Origin of the sequence: Microbacterium ginsengisoli (assembly GCF_000956535.1) — a bacterium.
Lineage (GTDB): Bacteria > Actinomycetota > Actinomycetes > Actinomycetales > Microbacteriaceae > Microbacterium > Microbacterium ginsengisoli.
On the sequence record NZ_JYIY01000079.1, the window covers coordinates 1 to 20,464 of the forward strand.

A 20,464-nucleotide genomic window follows, 5' to 3' on the forward strand; every position below is an offset into this window, starting at 1 on the left:
GACCTCCCGGACGCCGTCGGCATCAACGGCTCCATCACGGCCCACACCTCGTCAGAGATCTCCTGTCGCGTCACCGCTTAAGACTCACCCAGCCGGGAGCGAAACCTCTTGATCAACACGGCCTAGGTGTGATGTCCAGGCAGGTTGTTTCCGATCCTGCTGATGGGTGGGGCTCCGATGGCGGAGTGGTGCCGGTGGTGATTGTAGAAGTGCAGCCAGCCGGGCAGGGCCTCGCGGCGCTCGGTCTCTGAGGAATAGAACCTCGCGTAGGCCCAGCCATCGGCAAGAGTTCGGTGGAAGCGCTCGATCTTGCCATTGGTCTGCGGTCGATAAGGACGCGTCCGTTTGTGGACGATGCCGAGTGTGCTGCAGGCGTCGCGCCAGGCGAAGGATCGATAGCAGGACCCGTTGTCCGACAGCACGCGCTCGACGGTGACGCCGTGATCGGCGAAGAACGCGACCGCTCGCCGCAGGACGCCGACGGCGGTCTCGGCTCGCTCGTCGTCATGCTCCTCGACGTAAGCGAGGCGGGAGTGGTCGTCGATGACGGTGTGGAAGAACCCGGTGCCGGTCCTGGGTTTGCGGTCCGAGCCGCGAGGCAGGCCCGGGGTCTCGAGCTTGTTCCTCGCGCCCTGCTGACGGCCGACGAAGCGGTGTCCGCCGCCGTCCGGGATGCGCCCGAACTTCGTGACATCGACATGGATCAGCGACCCGGGATGGTCGTGCTCGTAACGCCGGATCGGCTCACCGGTGACCCGGTCGATCGTCGAGAGTCGGCTGATGCGACAACGCACCAGGACCGCGTGAACGGTCGACGGGGCCAGGCCGAGCTCGCCGGCGATCTGGACCGGGCCGAGACGGCGGCGCCACCGGACCTTCACGATCTGCTTGACGACCTCCGTCGACGTCTTCGCCGGCATCGAGCGCGGACGGCTCGAGCGATCGGCCATCCCGGCCGGGCCTTCGGCTCGAAACCGGGCTGACCACTTCCGGGCGGTGACCACCGAGACCATGAATATCTCAGCCGCGACCGACGGCGTCCAGCCGTCCTCGACGATCAGCCGCGCCAGGCGGAGTCGGGCGCGCGGAGTGAGGGCAGCGTTAGCGTGGGACACGAAGGCCTCCTGCGTTCGTGAAGCGGTTGAACTAGACAGCTCCACTTCACAACCGGAGGCCTTCGCTACTCAGCTACTCCGGACCGTGTTACCGAAACAACGTCCCTGGACATCACACCTAGGGCGCGACGCCGGCGGGGCGCGAGCGCGAAGCGCGGACATATCGACACCGAAAGCCGACACAAAACGCCCGATCAGACATACTCTCGCATGTCCGATCGGGCGTCCGATCGGTGGACCTGAGGGGACTCGAACCCCTGACCCCCTGCATGCCATGCAGGTGCGCTACCAGCTGCGCCACAGGCCCATTTCTGGGTGTCACCCCTCGCGGGGCAACTCGATGAGCTTACTACATCGACGGCAAGGACACCGAATCGAGGCGGCTCATTCAGCGGATGCCGCGGGCACCGCTACCGACAGCACCGGGCAGTCCTTCCACAGACGTTCGAGGCCGTAGAACATGCGCTCCTCCTCGTGGAAGACGTGCACGACGATGTCTCCGAAGTCGAGCAGGATCCACCGGGATTCCTCGCGGCCCTCGCGCCGCAGGCGCTTGATGCCGGCTTCGAGCAGTCGCTCCTCCACCTCGTCGGCGATCGCCGCCACGTTGCGCTCATTGCGTCCCGTGACGAGCAGGAAGGCATCGACAAGCGGCAGCGGCTCCGACACGTCGAGCGCGACCAGATCTTCTCCGCCCTTGGAGTCGGCGGCGGCAGCGGCGACCTGCAGGGCGTCGATCGTTGATGCAGACGCCGTCACGAGAGGGCCCCGGTCGCGAAGGCTGCAACGAGGGCGACGACGAGCGCCAGCGCCAGCGCACCGGCCGTGATCGAGAGCACGAGCAGAAGACGGTTGCCCTTCTCGGGCGCCGGCGGACGGATGATCTCGCCAGAACCGTTCTTCACCGTGCTGATGGCCGCACTCGCGGAGATCGGTGTCGGCGACGACGCGGCCGGCAGTTCGCCGTCGATGAGCACAGCGTCGACCTCGTGGCCATCGGCCGCGCCTTCAACGTGCCCACGCGAGCCGAATCCCTCGGGCAGCTCGAACGTGCCGGTGATCAGCACCTCGCCCGTGCCCGTGATGGGCGCGACGAGTGAGCCCGTCAGGAGAGGGTTCTGATTGACGATGAGGGCATTGGATGTCGACGTCGATCCACTCGACTCCCCGCCGGCGATCAACAGATCATCGAAAGACGCCGACGGCACGGAAGCAGGCCGCAGCTTGTCGAAGAGCCCCTCGCCGAGCGACGGATTCACCGTCACCTGTGACTCCTCGCGCGGAGGTGCGATGGGCACCTCCTCGACGAGCACGGCCGAGAGGGACTCTTCAGCGACCTCGACGGGCGTCGCCGACGCATCGGCGGCGAACACCGGAACGGGGGATGCATCGCTCACCACGGCGGGTGATGCCGGCTCGGGTGAGACCACCGGAATCGACGCCGTACGGATCCGCTCCTGCTCGCGGGCCTGCCGGCGGGTGAGCGGGGACACACCGAGGTCGACGGAAGCGGCGGGACCGGGCGCCGGGCGCAGGTCGACGGGCTCCGCCGGCCGGGCGAGAGGAACAGCAGCGACAGGGGCGGCAGCGGGTGTGGCGACATCCGGTGTCTCGACCGCCTCTGCGGTCGCCTCGTCGACCACCGGGGTCGAACCGGTGTTGCGCAGGTCGCGCAGCTGACGACGCGTCAGCGGCGGCGTGCCGGACTGATCAGGGGAACTCATGCCTTGCTCCGATAGAGGTGATGTTTCGCAATGTACTGGACGACCCCGTCGGGAACGAGGTACCACACCGGTTGTCCGCGTTCTACGCGCGCCCGGCAGTCCGTGGAGGAGATCGCGAGGGCGGGAACCTCGAGCAGACTCACGCCACGGGGCGGCAGGCCGTCGGCGCTGAGCACATGACCGGGGCGCGACACCGCGACGAAGTGGGCGAGATCCCACAGCCCATCATTGTCCTTCCAACTGAGAATCTGCGCTATGGCGTCAGCTCCCGTGATGAAGAAGAGGTCGGCACCCGGGTAGTGCGACTGGATGTCCCGCAGCGTGTCGACCGTGTAGGTGGGACCGTCGCGATCGATATCGACGCGGCTCACGCGGAACTGCGGGTTCGCGGCCGTCGCGATCACCGTCATCAGATAGCGGTGCTCGCTCTCCGTCACCCGGGACTTCTGCCAGGGCGTGCCGGTGGGAACGAACACGACCTCATCGAGATCGAAGGATGCCGCCACCTCCGACGCGGCGACCAGGTGTCCGTGATGGATCGGGTCGAACGTGCCGCCCATGACGCCGATGCGCGGCGTCCGTGCTGCAGCCGTCATGCAGGGCCTTAGTGGCCGTGACCCGCCTGCTCGAGCTCCTTGGCGTGCGACTTCGCATAGGCCTCCGCCTTGTGCGCGTGACGGTTCGCCGTGTGGCGGTACGAGAGCGTGACGAGCCCGAGGAGAGCGAACACCGAGATGGCGATGATCGGGAACACGATCGTCTCGAGCATCACGTTGCCGTGGCTCTCTTCGGCCGCGGACACGAGGATGGTCGCGAAGGTCATGGGTACTCCGTTCGGGTGGGGGCGCGCGCCCGCTCAGTCTATGCCGTCAGGCACGCACCTGCCCGGCGCCCCGGGCGAGCCACTTCGTGCTGGTGAGTTCGGGAAGGCCCATCGGTCCGCGGGCGTGCAGCTTCTGTGTGGAGATGCCCACCTCGGCGCCGAAGCCGAACTCGCCACCGTCGGTGAACCGGGTCGAGGCATTCACCATCACGACGGCCGAGTCGACCTCCGCGAGGAACCGTTCGGCATTGGCCTCGTCGGCCGTGAGGATCGACTCCGTGTGGTGGGTCGAATAGGTGCGGATGTGCGCGAGCGCGTCGTCGAGGTCGTCGACGACCTTCATAGCCACATCCAGGGTCAGGTATTCCGTCGCCCAGTCCGCCTCGGTCGCGGGCACGACGCCGGGTGCCAGGGCGCCGACGGTCTCGTCGCCATGGATCGTGACACCCGCCGCAGCGAGGGCGGCCGCGACATCCGGGATCAGACGCTCCGCCGCATCGCGGTGCACGAGGATCGTCTCAACCGAGTTGCAGACGCTCGGGCGCTGCGCCTTCGCGTTGACCGCGATATCCGCCGCCCAATCCGCGCGCGCCGTCTCGTCGAGGAAGATGTGCACGACACCTGCCCCCGTCTCGATGACCGGCACCGTGGACTCTGTCACGACGGTCTCGATGAGCTGCGCACTCCCCCGCGGGACCAGCACGTCGATCAGACCACGAGCGTGCATGAGCTCGCGGGCGCCGTCGCGGCCTTCGTCGTCGAGAGTCTGGATCGCCTCGGGGTCGACACCCTCTGCGGCGAGAGCCTCCCGCATGACGCGCACCAGCTCTGCGTTGCTCGCCGCGGCCGCCGTGCCCCCTCGGAGAACCACGGCGTTGCCCGACCGCAGCGCGAGCGCCGCGATGTCGACGGTCACATTGGGACGAGCCTCATAGATCGAGCCGACCACGCCCAGCGGGACGGACACCTTGGTGAGCGTCACCCCACCCGCGATCACGCGCTCATCGAGCACGCGTCCCACCGGATCGGGGAGAGCCGCGGCATCGCGCACGGCACCGGCGAGGGCGCCCACGCGGGCCTCATCGAGGCGCAGACGGTCGAGCAGACCGGGCGCGAGCCCGTCCCGCTCGCCCCGCGCGAGATCGTCGGCGTTGGCCGCGACGATCGCCGCGGCATCCGCCTCGATCGCGTCGGCGATCGCACGCAGTAACGATGCCTTCTTGTCGTCACCGAGCAGGCCGATCTGACGCGATGCGTCGCGAGCCAGAACCATCCGCTCGCGAGCGGTGGTGCGCACCAGGGTCATCCCGCCAGTGTATCCGCGCCGGTGCTCACCGGTCCCGTGAGCGGATGCCGCGGCGCCTGGTCATCCGGCACGAACCATGTGCCGACGTGCTCACCCCCGAGCGCCTCGCCGATGAGATCTGCGCTGGTCACGAGTACGCCCACTCCCGCGGCCGCGGCGAGCGTGGCGGCCGAGACCTTGGTCGCCGCTCCCCCGGTGCCGACGCTGTTGACGACGACCGAGCCGAACTCGTAACCGGCGAGATCGTCTCCGAACGCGACGGTGTCGATCGGCGTCGCCCCGGGCTCACCGGGCGGGCGGGTGTACAGGCACTCGATGTCGCTCAACAGCACGAGCGCGTCCGCGCCGACGAGCCGCGCGACGAGCGCTGCGAGCCGGTCGTTGTCGCCGAAGCGGATCTCGTGGGTCGCGACCGTGTCGTTCTCGTTCACGATCGGAAGGATGCGCAGGCGCAGCAGGCGCTCCATCGCACGCCGCGCGTTCGACCGATGGGTCGCGTTCTCCAAGTCGCCGGCAGTGAGCAGCACCTGCCCTGCGACGATGGCGAACGGGCGAAGGGCCGCCTGGTAGCGATAGATCAGCACGTTCTGTCCGACGGCCGCCGCCGCCTGCTGGGTGGCAAGGTCTGTCGGTCGCTCGTCGAGACGCAGATACGGCATGCCGGTGGCGATGGCCCCGGAGGAGACCAGGACCACCTCGGTGCCCCGCCCGTACGCTTCCGCCAGGGCGGCGACGATCGGCTCGATCTTGTGGGCGTTCTCGCCGCTGATCGAGGAGGATCCGACCTTCACGACCACGCGAGTCGCGCCGCGAAGCTCGGCGCGTGAGGTGACGGTCACTCGTCGTCCTCGTCGAACTCGTACGCGGACTCCGCGCGCGCGGCCGCCTTCGCATCCATCAGCTCGTGATACTGCTCACGGCGCTCGCGCGTCGTGCGACGCGTGCGATCATCCAGGCGCGGGTCTGTGCCTCGCGGCGCGGTCATGAGCTCGGCCGCCGAGGTGAGAGCAGGCTGCCAGTCGAAGACGATGCCGTCCCCCGGACCGATGACGACGGTCGCACCGGGTGTCGCGCCGACGCGGAACAGCTCGTCCTCGACACCGAGCTTCGCCAGCCGGTCGGCGAGGAAGCCCACGGCCTCGTCGTTCTGGAAGTCGGTCTGCTGCACCCACCGCACCGGCTTCTCGCCGAGGATGCGGTAGATGTCGCCATAGGTGCCGCCCTCGACACGCACGGTGAAATCGGCCACCGCGCCCTGCGGGCGGATGATCACGCGCACCGGAGCGGGCGCGGATGCCGCGACCTTCCGCTGCTCGGCGACGATCTCCGCCATCGCGAACGTGAGCTCGCGCAGCCCCTCGCGGCTGACCGTGGAGATCTCGAACACCCGATAGCCGCGCTGCTCGAGGTCACCGCGGACGAACTCGGCGAGTTCCTCCGCCTCGGGCACGTCCACCTTGTTGAGCGCGATGAGCTGCGGTCGCTCGAGGAGCGGCACCTGCCCTTCGGGTACCGGATAAGCACCCAGCTCGGCGAGGATGACATCGAGATCGCTCAGCGGGTCACGCCCCGGCTCGAGCGTGGCGCAGTCGAGCACGTGCACGAGCGCCGCGCAGCGCTCCACGTGGCGAAGGAACTCAAGGCCGAGGCCACGGCCATCACTGGCACCCTCGATGAGCCCCGGGACATCCGCGATCGTGTAGCGGATGTCTCCCGCCTGCACGACGCCCAGATTGGGGTGCAGCGTCGTGAACGGATAGTCGGCGATCTTCGGGCGGGCCGCCGACACCGCCGCGATCAGGCTCGACTTCCCCGCCGAGGGGAAGCCCACGAGCGCCACGTCGGCGACGGTCTTCAGCTCGAGCCGGACATCGCCCTCCCAGCCGGGCGTGCCGAGAAGCGCGAAGCCCGGGGCCTTGCGCTTCGGGTTGGCGAGCGCCGCATTGCCGAGACCGCCGCGGCCGCCGGGGGCGACCACGAGCCGCATGCCGGGCTCGATCAGATCGGCGATGAGCTCGCCGTCCTCCGTGGTGACGACGGTGCCCACCGGAACCGGCAGCTCGACGTCGTCGCCCTCGGCGCCCGACCGGTTGTCACCCATCCCGAACCCGCCGTTGCCGGCGGACCGGTGCGGTGAGTGGTGGTAGGACAGCAGGGTCGTGGTCTGCGGGTCGGCGACGAGCACGATGTCACCGCCGTCGCCGCCGTTGCCTCCGTCGGGACCGGCGAGCGGCTTGAACTTCTCACGACGTACCGACACACAGCCGTTGCCGCCCTTGCCGGCGCGCAGATGGAGCGTCACGGTGTCCACGAACGTGACCATGGCGGCATCCTCTCGATATGGGCCGGAAATGAGGCGAGGGGCGAGCCGAAGCCCGCCCCTCGCCGAGTCTTATGCGTCGACCCGGATCACTCCGCGGAAGCGACGATGTTGACGACCTTGCGGCCGCCCTTGGTGCCGAACTCGACGGCACCGGCCGACAGCGCGAACAGCGTGTCGTCGCCGCCACGGCCGACGTTCACGCCGGGGTGGAAGTGCGTGCCGCGCTGGCGGACGATGATCTCGCCGGCGTTGACGACCTGGCCGCCGAAGCGCTTCACGCCGAGGCGCTGCGCGTTCGAGTCACGACCGTTGCGGGTGGAGCTTGCGCCCTTTTTGTGTGCCATCTGAACGTCTCCCCTGGCTGCTTACTTGATGCCGGTGACCTTGACGCGCGTGAGGTCCTGACGGTGGCCCTGGCGCTTCTTGTAGCCGGTCTTGTTCTTGAACTTCTGGATCACGATCTTCGGGCCGCGCTCGTTGCCGAGCACCTCGGCCGTGACCGACACCTTCGCGAGCTTGTCGGCGTCAGTGGTCACGGCGTCGCCGTCGACCAGGAGCACCGCGGCGAGCTCGACCTTCTCGCCGACCTGCGCCTGAAGGCGGTCGAGAACGACGATCGAGCCGACCTGGACCTTCTCCTGGCGGCCGCCGGCGCGCACAACTGCGTAAACCACTTCACACCTGTTTCTTCAGGGAGCTGACTGCTCCGTGTTGTCCATCCGTATCGCCCGTGAAGGGCGGGAAAGTCACGGTGCCACCGGACATCGAGTCCTCGCGCCGCTCCCGGGGTGCAGCGCATGACGCACCAAAGGGATACTTTACCGGATGCCGCGCCCTCCGGCAAAGCGAGACGGGGCCGTGTCGCGGCATCCGCTCGTAGACTTCCGGAGTGATCCTGATCGACGACCCCCGCTGGCCCGCACACGGGCGCCTGTGGTCGCATCTCGTCAGCGATCACAGCCTCGACGAGCTGCACACGTTCGCCCGTGCGAACGACCTTCCGGCCCGCGCGTTCGATCTGGACCACTACGACGTCCCCGCCGAAGCGCACGAGCGCCTCGTCGCCGCCGGCGCGACGGCCGTCGACGGGCACACGCTCGTGCGCCGGCTCATCGCGTCCGGTCTGCGCGTGCGCGCCCGGGACCGCGCCTAGCCCTGCGGCTGGTCGCCGACCGCCGGCGTCGTCGTGAGCGTCGCCGTCGTCACCCGCCGGCGTGCGCGACCCTGACCGGGGGCCTTCGGCTCCGGCAGGGCGTTGAGCACCGAGTCGAGGAGGATGTCCGCTTCGCTCTTCGAGGATCCCCCGTCGGAGCGCTTGCGACGACGCTTGGGACGCTCGGGCTGCTCTGCGCTATCCGCCGACGGCAGCTCGATCTCCAGCGGTACACCCGAATCGGTCAGCACGGGCGCGATGGTTGAGGCCGCGATCTTCGCGAGTGCCGACTTCGCACCCTCGGTGATCACGTGGGTGCCCCCACCCGCCGGAGCCGGCTGCTGCGGAGCAGCCGCGGCGTTCACTCCGTTCTGCCCCTGGCCGCCGCGATTGCGCCGCGTGCCGCCGTTCGTGGCGGGTGCCGCCGTGCGGTGCTTCACAACCGGGTCGTGGTGCACGATGACGCCGCGCCCGGCGCAGATCTCGCACGCCTCGCTGAAGGTCTCGAGCAGGCCGAGCCCCAGCTTCTTGCGGGTCATCTGCACGAGCCCGAGGGACGTGACCTCGGCGACCTGGTGCTTCGTCCGGTCGCGCGAGAGGCACTCGATGAGGCGCCGCAGCACGAGATCGCGGTTCGACTCGAGCACCATGTCGATGAAGTCGACGACGATGATGCCGCCGATGTCGCGCAGTCGCAGCTGACGCACGATCTCCTCGGCCGCCTCGAGATTGTTCTTCGTGACGGTCTCCTCGAGGTTCCCGCCCGAGCCGACGAACTTGCCCGTGTTGACGTCGACGACCGTCATGGCCTCGGTGCGGTCGATGACGAGCGAACCGCCCGAGGGAAGCCACACCTTTCGCTCGAGCGCCTTCTCGATCTGCTCGGTCACTCGGAACGTGTCGAACGGGTCGCGCTCGCCCTCGTAGCGCTCGACGCGCTCGAGAAGGTCGGGCGCCACCGCACGCAGGTAGCTCTCGATGGTCTGCTGGGCCTCGTCGCCCTGGATGAGCATCTTCGTGAAGTCCTCATTGAAGACGTCACGCACGATCTTGACGAGGAGGTCGGGCTCGGAGTGCAGCAGCGCCGGCGCCTGACCCGCCTGCGTCTGGGCGCTGATGTGCTCCCACTGCGAGGTCAGACGCTGCACATCGCGGGTGAGCTGCTCCTCGGTGGCGCCCTCGGCAGCGGTGCGCACGATCACACCCGACGACTCCGGCAGCACCTCCTTGAGGATCTTCTTCAGACGGGCGCGCTCGGTGTCGGGGAGCTTGCGCGAGATGCCGTTCATCGCTCCACCCGGCACGTACACCAGGTAGCGACCAGGGAGTGAGATCTGGCTCGTGAGCCGGGCGCCCTTGTGGCCGACCGGGTCCTTCGTGACCTGCACGAGCACACGGTCGCCGCTCTTGAGGGCAAGCTCGATGCGACGCGGCTGGTTGCCGGTCTCGACGCCATCCCAGTCGACCTCACCGGAGTAGAGCACAGCATTGCGGCCCCGGCCGATGTCGACGAACGCGGCCTCCATGCTCGGAAGCACGTTCTGCACGCGACCGAGATAGACGTTGCCGATGAGCGAGGCGTCCTGGTTGCGGGCGACATAGTGCTCGACGAGCACGTCGTCCTCAAGGACGGCGATCTGGATGCGCCCGTTCTTCGAGCGCACCACCATCACGCGGTCGACGGCCTCACGGCGCGCGAGGAACTCGGCCTCGGTGACGACCGGACGGCGACGGCCGGCCTCACGACCGTCGCGCCGACGCTGCTTCTTCGCCTCGAGACGCGTGGAGCCCTTGATGCGCTGCGGCTCGGTGATCAGCTCGACGGCGCGAGCCGGGCGGGTGTACTCACGCTCCTCGGTGGCCTCGCCACCCGTGCCGCGGCGACGATTGCGGCGACGGCTGGTGCTGGTGCCCGGCTGGACGACGTCCGCCGGGGCGGGCGACTCGTCGATGTCGTCGAGCAGCGGCAGCAGTGCGACGGGCGGCGCGTAGAAGTGGAGAGCTGTCGAGACGGTCGACACGAAGGTCTCGGGCAGCAAGCCGAGCCCGACCGCGGTGAGCGGACCCTCCGGCTCCGCGACAGGCTCCGGCTCGGCGATCGGCTCAGGCTCGGCGTCCGGCTCCGGCTCGGCGTCCGGCTCAGCTGCCTCGGTCTCCGTGGTCGCAACATCGGCGGTGGCATCGGCAGAGCCCGGCTCCGGGGCGCCGTCATCGCTCACAGCCCCGGTCGCCGCCGATTCCCCCACCTGATCGGAAGCAAGAACGTCAGCCGCAAGCTGCACGGTGAAAGGGTCGGCGATCGCGGGGGTCGTGGCATCCGTCACGGCGTCAGCAACGTCAGCGGGGTTCGAGGGGATGTCGGCATCATCGGCCATCACAGGCTTGTCTCCCAGCCCGGCGACACCGCGCGTCGCCCGGCGATCTCATCTCTGGCGGCGGCGCACCCGGCGCTGCCGCAAACTCACTCGGTGTGCAGGAGGCTCGAGGCTCGTCCTGCGAGGGCGGTCATCGCCCGAAGTCTGCATCGATGTCGCGAGCGGCGCGGCCGCCGCGGCATCCGATTCATTATCTCATCTTCCGTGTCGTCTGCGCGACGGGTGGATGCCGCGGCGCGTCGAGCCTCCTATTCTCACGGTCGCTGCGCCGGCGCGGGCCTGCTGCGCACCGCGAGAATCCGGGCATGCCCGACCATGCATCCGCACCGCGCACACCCGCTTTCGGAATCTGGCTGATCGTCGCCGGCGTGGTCGGCTGGACGGCCGCCTTCGAACTCACGCTCGAGCGGCTGCACCTGCTCGCGAACCCGGCAGCCGCGGCATCCTGCGACTTCAGCGTGCTCGTCCAGTGCAAGGCGAACCTCGATTCGTGGCAGGGCAGTGCATTCGGCTTCCCCAACCCGATCCTCGGCCTCGCGGGCTGGGTGGCTCCGGTGATCATGGGCGTGGCCGTGCTCGCCCGGGTGCGCTTCCCCGGCTGGTTCTGGGGTGTGTTCTGGTTCGGCACCGCGAGCGCGTTCGGGCTCGTCACCTGGTTCATCAGCCAGAGCATCTTCCAGCTGCACACCCTGTGCCCGTGGTGCATGCTGACGTGGTCGATGACGATCCCCACCTTCTACGCCGTCACCGTGCACGTGCTGCGCATCGGTGCCATTCCGGTCACGGAGCGCACGCAGGTGCGTGCGGGGCGTCTCATGGTGTGGGTGCCGCTCGCCACGATCCTCAGCTACGCGGTCGTGATCCTTCTCGCCCAGCTGCGTCTGGACGCCATCCCCAACGTGTTCGCCACCTTCTTCGGCTGACCTATCCACAGGCGCCTCCGCGCGTCCGCCTCCGCTCGCTAGCGTGAGGGCGACGCGAGGAGGCAGCGATGTCGCACGAGACGGACAGCATGACCGCGCTGGATGCGGCCCTGGCCGCCATCGACGCCCAGATCGCGGCGGCTCGTCAGGCAGCGGATGCCGCGGCTCGCGCCGAAGGCGACCTGCGCGCGCTGCGCGCCACTGCGACCTCACCCGGACGCGAGGTGTCCGTGACCGCCGGCGCGACGGGGGCGATCGATCGCATCGAGGTGCAGGACGCCGCGCTCGACGTCGACGCCCGCTCGCTCTCCCGCCTCCTCACCGAGACCGCCGCGCAGGCACAGGGTCTCGCGGCCGCGCGGGCCGTCGAACGGCTCGCCGCTGTGGCGGACGTCGACTCCCTCACCGTGACGCGCACCGGTCCGGTACACGGTGACGGACCTGGTTCGGGCGCCTGATGATCATGCTCGACCGCCTCGTCGTCACCCCAGCCCGGCTCGCCGCCGCGGCGGCCCGCATCACGAGCGCGGGTCGCGCAATCGACGACGCCCTCACCCAACTCGAGAGCGACGCGACGGCGTTGCGAGGCTCCTGGTCGGGCGAAGCCCAGCAGGCGTTCGATGCCGCCCAACGACAATTGCGTGCCCGGCTGGCAGACCGCACCGACGCACTCGCCCGCATCGACGCCGCCCTCACCGCCCTCGCCGAGTCGTACTCCGCCACGGACCTGCAGGGCGCGCGCTCTCTCGGAGCGACCTCGTGACCGCGGCGAATCAGCGCATCGTCCTCGACGGCGACGTGCTGCAGGCTCAGGAGACCCTTCTGCGCGAGGCGTCCGCCGAGCTGGACCGGGCGGCGGCGCGCACCGCGACGCCGCTCGGGCCGATCGCGTTCGGTGCGCTCGCACAGGGACTCCTCGTGCCCGCGACCACTGCTCTCGCGTCCCATACGCGTGACCTCCTGATCGTGGCGCACACCCTCAGCGACCGCATGGCCGACGGGGCGTCGCACGCGGGCACAGCCTTCGCCCGCGTCGAAGACGACGCGACGACGACCTTCACCGGGACGGAACCATGAGCGCGTCGTCGCTCGCCGCAGAGATCCGTGGCGGCGCCTGGGCCGGCGGCCTCCCGCGCAGCGCTCTGGGCGCAACAGCGTGCGCGGAGATCCCCGGCATCGCGGGCGTCGTGATCACCTACGTGCAACCGCTTCGGGACTGGTTCGACCAGCTGCTCGGTGACAGCGCCCAGGTCGCGGGTGTCGCCGCGCAGTGGGAGGACGCGGCTGCGTCGCTGACCGAACTCGCGCCGCGACTGCGCGGCGGCCGCACCGCCCTCACCGATCTCGACGGCCGCACCGTGCGCGCGTTGCGAGAACGACACGACGACCTCCTGGCGGTGACGAGGGATGCCGCGGAGTGGGCCGCGGCGACAGCGGCATCCCTCCGTCTCGCCTCCCGAATCGTGGATGCGACCCGAACCTACGTCTGCGAGGTGCTGACCCGCCTTGCGCGCTTCGCCGAGCAGCTGTTCTCGTTCTCCCTCAACCCGCTCGAGATCGCCCACCGCGTGACGGATTTCGCGCGCGCCGCCGCAGATCTCGTCGCCGCGACCGGACGGCTCGTGACCGAGCTCCTCGAGGCTCTCCACGCGCTCTCCGCGCTCATCCAGCGCCTCATTCCGATCATCGCCGAGGCTGCGGCGGCACTGAAAGACGTCGTCGCCCGCATGCTGCCCGCCGTCGGACTCGCCGCCGGCGGACTCGTCGGGATGCTTCTCGGAGGAGCCGCACAGAACTTCCTCCAGAAGTCCGCGGACGTCGAAGAGCTCGACCCCGACACGCTCGACCCGACGCGCCGTCAGGCATGGGAGGACGCGCAGCGCGTCACCCGGCTCGACACCTTCGCCGACCTCGTCGCGGTGAATGGCACGACGGATCTGATGGGGGGCGCCGATGCGACGGTGATCGACGTGAAGCGGGTCGTCGGGGCCGACGGTTCGGAGCACTGGGTGGTCTCGCTTCCCTCCACGCAGGACTGGCAGTTCAGCGGCGACAAGGGGGCTATGAACGATCGCGACTCGAATATCGCGCTCATGCTCGACAACCCCCTGCTGAGATCCGCGTATGAGCGAGCCGCGCTCGAGGCGATGAGGGACGCCGGCATCCGGCCCGGCGATCAGGTGGTGCTGACAGGCTTCAGCCAGGGAGGCATCCTGGCGGCGAACCTCGCGGCCGATCCGACATTCCCGTACCGCACGATCGGGGTCGTCACCAACGGATCGCCTGTTGACGGGTTCGCGGTTCCCGCCGATATCCCGGTCTACTCCTTCCAGCACGAGAGCGACCTGGTGCCGCGCCTCGACGGCAACGGCACCGGGCCCGTGCCTCCGAACGTGCACCGCATCACGCTGCCCGACACCGGGAACCCCCTGGCCGCGCACGACAACCAGTACTACCGGGACTCGATCGCCGCGTGGGAGCAGCTGTACGCCGCCCAGCACGGCGCTCCCCCGCCCGGACTCGACGCGCTCACCGGCGCGGTCGTCGACCACTCGATGTTCACGGCAGCAGAATGAGGATCATGTCCCCCCGACACGCGCTCCCCCGCACGATCGCGCTCGTCGCCACCGCCGTCGCACTGGTGACCGGCCTCGCCGGGTGCGTCGGCGCCCCGACGGCGGACGTGTCGTTCGAGCAGAAGATCCCCGCCGCGCTCGAAGGTGCCGGCCTCGGTCTCTCGGATGCGTGGGCGAGCCGCAGCACCGACGGGTTCACGGTGGTGCTCAACGTCGGCGCCGTATCGACGGCCGCCGATGTCTCTGATGCGGAGCTCCGCCGCATCCTGCAGCTCATCGAGGCGAACAACACTCTGGGTGGTGACCGCCTCGATCTCACCGTGCGCAGCTCGAGCGGCGACCGCATCGACCTCGAGCCGGCCGCTGTCACGCTCGGAGCGGACCCCAGCGCCTACCGCGGATCCGTGCCCACAGCGCTGTCGCTGTCGTGGGACGAGGTCACGCGGATGCTGCACTGACACCCGCTCCGCAAGTCGATGCCCGCCTCCTGACGGAGGCGGGCATCGACACATCTCGCGCCGGACGACTCAGCCGAACCAGATCTCCAACTCGCGGGCCGCCGACTCAGGGCTGTCGCTGCCGTGTACCAGGTTCTGCTGCACCTTGACGCCCCAGTCGCGGCCGAAGTCGCCGCGGATCGTCCCGGGAGCGGCCGTCGTGGGGTCGGTGGTTCCCGCAAGGGACCGGAACCCTTCGATGACGCGGTTGCCCGCGAGGCGGATCGCGACCGACGGGCCCGACATCATGAATTCGACGAGCGGCTCATAGAACGGCTTGCCCTCGTGCTCGGCGTAATGCTGCTCGAGCCGGCCCCGTTCGGGCTCCACGAGTCGCAGATCGACGAGCGAGTATCCCTTCGCCTCGATGCGGGCGAGGATGGCTCCTGTCAGGCCGCGGGCGACGCCGTCGGGCTTGACGAGGACGAGGGTTTCTTCGGTGGCCATGGTTCTCAGTCTCCGTTCTCGGCGCCCTCGACGAGCCGCGCGTTACGGCGATCGAGCTGGGCCCCCTTGATCGTCGCATATCCCCACATCGCCCCGAAAATGGCCCCGACGATGAACAGGCCGAACGCGAGGAAGCCGCTCAGGAACACGATCACCTGCAACGCCCATCCGAGCCAGATCCCCCATCGGTAGCGCAGCACGAGGGTGGTCAGCACCATGATGACGGCGACCACGACACCCCCGACGATGCCCCACCAGGGGTCGACGCCGTCGGGGAGTCCCTTGAGCCCGTAGACGGCGAGACCGCCGAGGAACACGACGATCGACTCGAATCCGAGGATGACGGCGCCCAGCGACTCCTCGGCGCCACGGCGTCGGCGCTCGCGCGGGCTCACTGCTCCCACCCGGCCATCCAGTCCTCATCGCGCGCGAGCGCGATCGCCTCCCCCGCGAGCACGACGGAGCCCGCGATGACGACCGCGCGCCGCTCCCCCGCCGCCGCCCACGACCGGGCGGCCTCCGCCGCGTCGGCGAGGTCCGGATGCACCGACACCGGCAGGCCTGCGGCCTCGACCACATCAGCGACGGCGTCGGCGTCACGGGCGCGGTCGGAATCGGGCGCGGTCGCGAAGACGTGGGTCGCGACATCCACGAGCTCTCCGACGATGCCGGATGCGTCCTTGTCGCCGAGCACGCCGAGCACGAGTCCCCATTCGTCGAAGTCGAAGGATGCCGCCAGCCCCGCCGCGAGTGCGTGCGCACCGTGCGGGTTGTGGGCGGCATCGACGACGACGGTCGGGTGCGTGCCGATCAGCTGCAGCCGCCCCGGCGAGGTCGCCTGCGCGAGCCCCTCGGCGACCACGTCACCGGTCAACGGCTGCGTGCCGCCGCCGACGAGCGATTCGACGGCCGCGATCGCGAGTGCGGCGTTCGCGGCCTGATGGGCGCCGTAGAGCGGCAGGTACTCGTCGGCGTAGGTGCCGGCGAGTCCGCGCACCGTGACGACCTGGCCGCCGACCGCCAGACTCGCCGCCGTTACGGCGAACTCCTCGTCGGCGAACGAGATCGTCGCGCCGTGACGCTCGGCGGCGGCGCGGAGCACGGCGGCGACGCCCGGGGTCTGCGCCGCCGACACGACGGCCGCGCCGGGCTTGATGATGCCGGCCTTGACCTCCGCGATCGCCTCGACGGTGCTCCCGAGCCGATCGGCGTGGTCGAGACCGACCGGCGCGATCACCGCCACGTCGCCGTCGGCGGTGTTGGTCGAATCCCACGACCCGCCCATCCCGACCTCGATCACCGCCACGTCGACGGGTGCATCCGCGAAGGCCACGAACGCGAGCACGGTGAGCAGCTCGAAGAACGTCAGCCGTGCATCGCCCGCGGCCTGCAGCTCGGCGTCGACGAGGTCGACGAACGGCGCGATCTCCTCCCACGCATCCGCCACATGCGCGTCGGCGATCGGCTCACCGTCGATCATGATGCGCTCGGTGAACCGCTCGAGATGGGGGCTGGTGAACAGGCCGGTGCGCAGACCGAGCGAACGCAGCAGGCTCTCTGCGATACGGCTCGTCGACGTCTTCCCGTTCGTGCCGGTCACATGCACCACGCGGTACGTACGCTGCGGGTCATCGAGGTACTCGAGCACGCGGCGCGTGCGCTCGATGCGCGGCTGTACCCACTGCTCCCCCTGCCGCTGCAGCAGTGCTGCGTAGACCGCATCGGCGCGAGCGGTGTCGCGGGCGGTCACTCGGTCACCCCCGCGCGTGCGACCTCGACGCGGAAGGCGCCCGCGTTCGCGAAGGCGCCCGCCTCGAACGAGCCGGTGTGCTCACCGTGGCCGGCGGCGTCGAACGTCGACCCGACGAGCACGTGTCCGTTCACGGTCGCGCTGACAGCGAGCGTCTCGTCGGCCACGCCCGCGAGAGCGAAGGCGGCCGCGACGGCGGCGGCGTCCGTGTCGTCGTCGAAGCGCAGCGAGAGCGAGATGCGGTCGCTGACGTCGAAGCCGGCGGCCTTGCGCGTGTCCTGCACGGCACGGATCACGTCGCGCGCGAGACCTTCGGCCTCGAGCGCGGGTGTCGTGGCGGTGTCGAGCAACACGAATCCGCCGCTCGCGAGCACCGCGAGCGCCTCACCCTCCGGACGACCCGACGTCTCGACGGCGAGTTCGTACTCGCCCTCGACGAGCGAGAGTCCGCCCGCAGTGACGACGCCGTCGGACACCGACCAGTCGCCCGCCTTGGCGGCCTGGATCGCCTGCTGCACCTGTTTGCCGAGTCGAGGCCCGGCCGCGCGGGCGTTCACCGTCAGGCGGTGAGAGATGCCGAAGGCGGCGGGGGTGTCGGCGGCGAGCTCGACGAGCTCGATCACCTTCACGTTGAGCTCGTCCTGCAGGATCCTCTCGAACTGGGCGAGGGCCGCGGCATCCGTCACCACCACGGTCAGGCGTGGGAGCGGCAGGCGCACGCGCTTGCCCTCGCGCTTGCGCAGGGCGTTGGCGACGCTCGAGACCTCGCGCACGGTGTCCATCGCGGTGCGGATGTCGGCCGCCGCGGCGAACGCGGACGCGTCGGGCCAGTCGGTCAGGTGCACGCTGCGTCCGCCGGTGAGGCCCTGCCACACCCGCTCGGCGACGAGCGGCAGCAGGGGCGCCGCCACGCGCGTGAGCGTCTCAAGCACCGTGTAGAGCGTGTCGAACGCCTCCGTGCTGGTCGGATCGGAGACGTCGCCCCCGGTCCAGAACCGGTCGCGCGAGCGTCGGATGTACCAGTTCGTCAGCGCCTCGGCGAACTCGCGCAGGCGAGAGGCCGCGGTGGTCGAGTCCAGACCCTCGAGATCGGATGCCACGTCCCGCACCAGGTCGCCGGTCAGGGCGAGGATGTACCGGTCGAGCACGTTCGTCGAGTCGGTGCGCCATGTCGCCGTGTAGGCCTGGCCCCCGGGCCCGCCGGCGGCGTTCGCGTAGGTCGCGAAGAAGTACCACGCGTTCCACAGCGGCAGCAGGAACTCGCGCACACCCGCGCGAATGCCCTCCTCGGTCACGACGAGGTTGCCGCCGCGCAGCACCGAGCTCGACATGAGGAACCAGCGCATCGCGTCGGAGCCGTCGCGGTCGAACACCTCGGAGACGTCCGGATAGTTGCGCAGCGACTTCGACATCTTCAGGCCGTCGTTGCCGAGCACGATGCCGTGGCACGACACGCCCGTGAACGCGGGGCGTCCGAACAGCGCGGTGGAGAGCACGTGCATGACGTAGAACCAGCCGCGCGTCTGCCCGATGTACTCGACGATGAAGTCGGCGGGAGCGTGCGCGTCGAACCACTCGCGGTTCTCGAACGGGTAGTGCACCTGCGCGTAGGGCATCGAGCCGGAGTCGAACCAGACGTCGAACACGTCCTCGATGCGGCGCATCGTGCTGCGGCCGGTCGGGTCGTCGGGGTTCGGGCGGGTGAGCTCGTCGATGTACGGCCGGTGCAGGTCGACCTGGCCCTCCGCGTCACGCGGGAGCGTGCCGAAGTCACGCTCCAGGTCCGCGAGCGACCCGTAGACGTCGACGCGCGGATAGGCGGGGTCGTCGCTCTTCCACACCGGGATCGGCGAACCCCAGTACCGGTTGCGGCTGACGGACCAGTCGCGCGCGCCCTCGAGCCACTTGCCGAACTGGCCGTGCTTCACGTTGCCCGGCACCCACGTGATCTGCTCGTTGCCGGCGATCAGGTCGTCCTTGATGTCGGTGACGCGGATGAACCAGCTCGACACGGCCTTGTAGATGAGAGGGTTGCGGCACCGCCAGCAGTGCGGGTAAGAGTGCTCGTAGCTCGCCTCGCGCAGCAGGCGACCCTCCTGCTTCAGCAGGCGGATAAGCGGACGGTTCGCGTCCATCCAGAGTTCGCCCGCGACATCCGTCACCTGCGGCAGGAAGCGGCCGCCGTCGTCGAGGCTCACGATCGTCGGGATGCCGGCGGCATCCCCGATGCGCTTGTCGTCCTCGCCGTACGCGGGAGCCTGGTGCACCACGCCCGTGCCGTCGCTCGTCGACACGTAGTCGTCCGCGAGGATGCGCCACGCGTTCCCGGTGCCGAACGCCTCGTCGGCGTAGTAGTCGAACAGGCGGTCGTAGTGCACGTCGGCGAGCTCGTGGCCGAGCACGGTGCGCTCGACGGCCTCGCGCGCGGCATCCGCGTTCTCGTAACCCAGGTCCTTCGCATAGCCGCCCAGAAGGTCGGCGGCGAGCAGATAGCGGTGCGCCGTCGCGGAGGAGGCGTCGTCGGCAGTCGGGATGTCGGCGGCGCCCGCCGGCCCGCCGGGCACCACGACATAGGTGATGTCCGGGCCGACGGCGAGGGCGAGGTTCGTGGGGAGGGTCCAGGGGGTGGTCGTCCACGCGAGCACGCGCACACCGGTGAGCCCGAGCGCCTCGGCCTTGGTGCCGACGAGCGGGAACGTGACGGTCACCGAGGGGTCCTGGCGCATCTTGTAGACGTCGTCGTCCATGCGAAGCTCGTGTGCCGACAGCGGCGTCTCGTCCCGCCAGCAGTACGGCAGCACGCGGTAGCCCTCGTACGCGAGACCCTTCTCGTAGAGGGTCGCGAAGGCCCACAGCACCGACTCCATGAAGGTCGCGTCGAGCGTCTTGTAGCCGTTCTCGAAGTCGACCCAGCGCGCCTGCCGGGTGACGTAGTCCTCCCACTCGTGCGTGTACTCGAGCACCGAGGCGCGGGCCTTCGCGTTGAAGGTCGCGATGCCCATGCGCTCGATCTCGTCCTTCTCGGTGATGCCGAGCTGCTTCATCGCCTCGAGCTCGGCGGGAAGGCCGTGCGTGTCCCAGCCGAACACCCGATCGACCTTCTTGCCGCGCATCGTCTGGAAGCGCGGGAAGAGGTCCTTCGCGTAGCCGGTCAGCAGGTGTCCGTAGTGGGGCAGGCCGTTCGCGAACGGGGGTCCGTCGTAGAACACCCACTCCTCGGCGCCCTCGCGCTGGGCGATCGACGCGCGGAAGGTGTCGTCGTGCGCCCAGAAGTCGAGCACCTCGCTCTCGATCTCGGGAAAGCGGGGGCTCGGGGCGACGTCGGCGGCGGGTCCGAAAGCGGACGGGCGGGGGTAGGTCATCGTCTCTCTCACAGGATTCGTGTGCTCCTGCCGGGACGACCCTGAGGCCGCGGTACCACCCCGCATTGACGGATGCCGCGGCATCCGTCC

The 20,464-nt window shown here is 69.6% G+C and carries 22 protein-coding genes and 1 tRNA gene; 7 read left to right on the top strand and 16 right to left on the bottom strand.

The window, feature by feature from the left end:
* Window positions 1-122: 122 nt before the first annotated feature.
* The 11 genes from RR49_RS12060 to rplU form a co-directional block, all read right to left on the bottom strand.
* Window positions 123-1,115 (bottom strand): IS481 family transposase, encoded by a 993-nt coding sequence (locus RR49_RS12060; protein ID WP_048808844.1) that lies wholly within the window; start codon window positions 1,113-1,115, stop codon window positions 123-125.
* 234 nt (window positions 1,116-1,349) lie between these two features.
* Window positions 1,350-1,422 (bottom strand) — tRNA-Ala (locus RR49_RS12065).
* Window positions 1,423-1,499: 77 nt separating this feature from the next.
* Window positions 1,500-1,874 (bottom strand): ribosome silencing factor, encoded by a 375-nt coding sequence (gene rsfS / locus RR49_RS12070; RefSeq protein WP_045248352.1) that lies wholly within the window; start codon window positions 1,872-1,874, stop codon window positions 1,500-1,502.
* Entirely contained in the window at window positions 1,871-2,839 is a 969-nt protein-coding gene (locus RR49_RS12075) for a hypothetical protein (RefSeq protein ID WP_045248353.1), read from the bottom strand. The genes rsfS and RR49_RS12075 overlap by 4 nt, the downstream gene beginning before the upstream one ends.
* A complete protein-coding gene (gene nadD / locus RR49_RS12080; RefSeq protein ID WP_045248354.1) occupies window positions 2,836-3,435 on the bottom strand; it encodes a nicotinate-nucleotide adenylyltransferase in 600 nt (199 codons plus the stop codon). Before nadD ends, RR49_RS12075 begins: the two co-directional genes overlap by 4 nt.
* Window positions 3,436-3,443: 8 nt before the next feature.
* The gene (locus RR49_RS12085; protein ID WP_045248355.1) at window positions 3,444-3,662 is read right to left on the bottom strand and encodes a hypothetical protein; all 219 of its coding nucleotides are present in this window, start codon (window positions 3,660-3,662) and stop codon (window positions 3,444-3,446) included.
* Between the two features lie 46 nt (window positions 3,663-3,708).
* A complete protein-coding gene (locus RR49_RS12090; RefSeq protein WP_045248356.1) occupies window positions 3,709-4,968 on the bottom strand; it encodes a glutamate-5-semialdehyde dehydrogenase in 1,260 nt (419 codons plus the stop codon).
* Window positions 4,965-5,807, bottom strand: coding sequence for a glutamate 5-kinase (proB, locus tag RR49_RS12095; RefSeq protein WP_045248357.1), 843 nt, complete (start codon window positions 5,805-5,807; stop codon window positions 4,965-4,967). The genes RR49_RS12090 and proB overlap by 4 nt, the downstream gene beginning before the upstream one ends.
* Window positions 5,804-7,291 (bottom strand): GTPase ObgE, encoded by a 1,488-nt coding sequence (obgE, locus tag RR49_RS12100; RefSeq protein WP_045248358.1) that lies wholly within the window; start codon window positions 7,289-7,291, stop codon window positions 5,804-5,806. The genes proB and obgE overlap by 4 nt, the downstream gene beginning before the upstream one ends.
* Before the next feature lie 86 nt (window positions 7,292-7,377).
* Window positions 7,378-7,635, bottom strand: a complete 258-nt coding sequence (gene rpmA, locus RR49_RS12105) for a 50S ribosomal protein L27 (RefSeq protein WP_045248359.1) — start codon at window positions 7,633-7,635, stop codon at window positions 7,378-7,380.
* Window positions 7,636-7,656: 21 nt separating this feature from the next.
* The gene (gene rplU / locus RR49_RS12110) at window positions 7,657-7,965 is read right to left on the bottom strand and encodes a 50S ribosomal protein L21 (RefSeq protein WP_045248360.1); all 309 of its coding nucleotides are present in this window, start codon (window positions 7,963-7,965) and stop codon (window positions 7,657-7,659) included.
* A 215-nt stretch (window positions 7,966-8,180) separates the two neighbouring features.
* On the opposite strand from rplU, the gene RR49_RS12115 reads away from it, so the two are divergent.
* The gene (locus tag RR49_RS12115) at window positions 8,181-8,444 is read left to right on the top strand and encodes a DUF4031 domain-containing protein (RefSeq protein ID WP_045248361.1); all 264 of its coding nucleotides are present in this window, start codon (window positions 8,181-8,183) and stop codon (window positions 8,442-8,444) included.
* On the opposite strand, the gene RR49_RS12120 is transcribed toward RR49_RS12115, so the two are convergent.
* The gene (locus RR49_RS12120) at window positions 8,441-10,819 is read right to left on the bottom strand and encodes an Rne/Rng family ribonuclease (RefSeq protein WP_045248362.1); all 2,379 of its coding nucleotides are present in this window, start codon (window positions 10,817-10,819) and stop codon (window positions 8,441-8,443) included. The genes RR49_RS12115 and RR49_RS12120 overlap by 4 nt on opposite strands.
* A 305-nt stretch (window positions 10,820-11,124) precedes the next feature.
* Here RR49_RS12120 and RR49_RS12125 point away from each other — a divergent pair, with 305 nt between their 5' ends.
* From RR49_RS12125 to RR49_RS12150, 6 genes are all read left to right on the top strand, one after another.
* On the top strand, window positions 11,125-11,742 hold the full coding sequence (locus RR49_RS12125) for a vitamin K epoxide reductase family protein (protein WP_045248363.1): 618 nt from the start codon (window positions 11,125-11,127) through the stop codon (window positions 11,740-11,742).
* A gap of 68 nt (window positions 11,743-11,810) precedes the next feature.
* Window positions 11,811-12,200, top strand: a complete 390-nt coding sequence (locus tag RR49_RS12130; protein ID WP_045248364.1) for a YbaB/EbfC family nucleoid-associated protein — start codon at window positions 11,811-11,813, stop codon at window positions 12,198-12,200.
* Window positions 12,201-12,205: 5 nt separating this feature from the next.
* On the top strand, window positions 12,206-12,505 hold the full coding sequence (locus RR49_RS12135; protein ID WP_211255165.1) for a WXG100 family type VII secretion target: 300 nt from the start codon (window positions 12,206-12,208) through the stop codon (window positions 12,503-12,505).
* On the top strand, window positions 12,502-12,819 hold the full coding sequence (locus tag RR49_RS12140) for a hypothetical protein (protein ID WP_045248365.1): 318 nt from the start codon (window positions 12,502-12,504) through the stop codon (window positions 12,817-12,819). Before RR49_RS12135 ends, RR49_RS12140 begins: the two co-directional genes overlap by 4 nt.
* Window positions 12,816-14,318 (top strand): lipase family protein, encoded by a 1,503-nt coding sequence (locus RR49_RS12145; protein ID WP_048808846.1) that lies wholly within the window; start codon window positions 12,816-12,818, stop codon window positions 14,316-14,318. Before RR49_RS12140 ends, RR49_RS12145 begins: the two co-directional genes overlap by 4 nt.
* Before the next feature lie 5 nt (window positions 14,319-14,323).
* Entirely contained in the window at window positions 14,324-14,776 is a 453-nt protein-coding gene (locus RR49_RS12150; protein WP_045248366.1) for a hypothetical protein, read from the top strand.
* Window positions 14,777-14,845: 69 nt separating this feature from the next.
* Here RR49_RS12150 and ndk read toward each other — a convergent pair whose 3' ends face one another.
* From ndk to ileS, 4 genes are read right to left on the bottom strand one after another with little or no spacing between them, the layout of a single operon-like run.
* Window positions 14,846-15,262, bottom strand: coding sequence for a nucleoside-diphosphate kinase (ndk, locus tag RR49_RS12155; protein WP_045248367.1), 417 nt, complete (start codon window positions 15,260-15,262; stop codon window positions 14,846-14,848).
* A gap of 5 nt (window positions 15,263-15,267) precedes the next feature.
* Entirely contained in the window at window positions 15,268-15,666 is a 399-nt protein-coding gene (locus RR49_RS12160) for a DUF4233 domain-containing protein (protein ID WP_045248368.1), read from the bottom strand.
* A complete protein-coding gene (locus RR49_RS12165) occupies window positions 15,654-17,012 on the bottom strand; it encodes a bifunctional folylpolyglutamate synthase/dihydrofolate synthase (protein ID WP_045248369.1) in 1,359 nt (452 codons plus the stop codon). Before RR49_RS12165 ends, RR49_RS12160 begins: the two co-directional genes overlap by 13 nt.
* Window positions 17,009-20,374 (bottom strand): isoleucine--tRNA ligase, encoded by a 3,366-nt coding sequence (gene ileS / locus RR49_RS12170; protein ID WP_045248370.1) that lies wholly within the window; start codon window positions 20,372-20,374, stop codon window positions 17,009-17,011. Before ileS ends, RR49_RS12165 begins: the two co-directional genes overlap by 4 nt.
* Window positions 20,375-20,464: the final 90 nt, after the last annotated feature.

Excerpts from the sequence above, each read along its gene's own strand:
- rpmA (WP_045248359.1), bottom strand. The coding sequence starts at position 7,635 with ATGGCACACAAAAAGGGCGCAAGCTCCACCCGCAACGGTCGTGACTCG.
- RR49_RS12135 (WP_211255165.1), top strand. The coding sequence starts at position 12,206 with ATGCTCGACCGCCTCGTCGTCACCCCAGCCCGGCTCGCCGCCGCGGCG.
- RR49_RS12120 (WP_045248362.1), bottom strand. The coding sequence starts at position 10,819 with ATGGCCGATGATGCCGACATCCCCTCGAACCCCGCTGACGTTGCTGAC.
- RR49_RS12125 (WP_045248363.1), top strand. The coding sequence starts at position 11,125 with ATGCCCGACCATGCATCCGCACCGCGCACACCCGCTTTCGGAATCTGG.
- obgE (WP_045248358.1), bottom strand. The coding sequence starts at position 7,291 with ATGGTCACGTTCGTGGACACCGTGACGCTCCATCTGCGCGCCGGCAAG.
- RR49_RS12075 (WP_045248353.1), bottom strand. The coding sequence starts at position 2,839 with ATGAGTTCCCCTGATCAGTCCGGCACGCCGCCGCTGACGCGTCGTCAG.
- ndk (WP_045248367.1), bottom strand. The coding sequence starts at position 15,262 with ATGGCCACCGAAGAAACCCTCGTCCTCGTCAAGCCCGACGGCGTCGCC.
- RR49_RS12085 (WP_045248355.1), bottom strand. The coding sequence starts at position 3,662 with ATGACCTTCGCGACCATCCTCGTGTCCGCGGCCGAAGAGAGCCACGGC.
- ileS (WP_045248370.1), bottom strand. The coding sequence starts at position 20,374 with ATGACCTACCCCCGCCCGTCCGCTTTCGGACCCGCCGCCGACGTCGCC.
- RR49_RS12130 (WP_045248364.1), top strand. The coding sequence starts at position 11,811 with ATGTCGCACGAGACGGACAGCATGACCGCGCTGGATGCGGCCCTGGCC.
- nadD (WP_045248354.1), bottom strand. The coding sequence starts at position 3,435 with ATGACGGCTGCAGCACGGACGCCGCGCATCGGCGTCATGGGCGGCACG.
- RR49_RS12150 (WP_045248366.1), top strand. The coding sequence starts at position 14,324 with ATGTCCCCCCGACACGCGCTCCCCCGCACGATCGCGCTCGTCGCCACC.
- RR49_RS12145 (WP_048808846.1), top strand. The coding sequence starts at position 12,816 with ATGAGCGCGTCGTCGCTCGCCGCAGAGATCCGTGGCGGCGCCTGGGCC.
- RR49_RS12090 (WP_045248356.1), bottom strand. The coding sequence starts at position 4,968 with ATGACCCTGGTGCGCACCACCGCTCGCGAGCGGATGGTTCTGGCTCGC.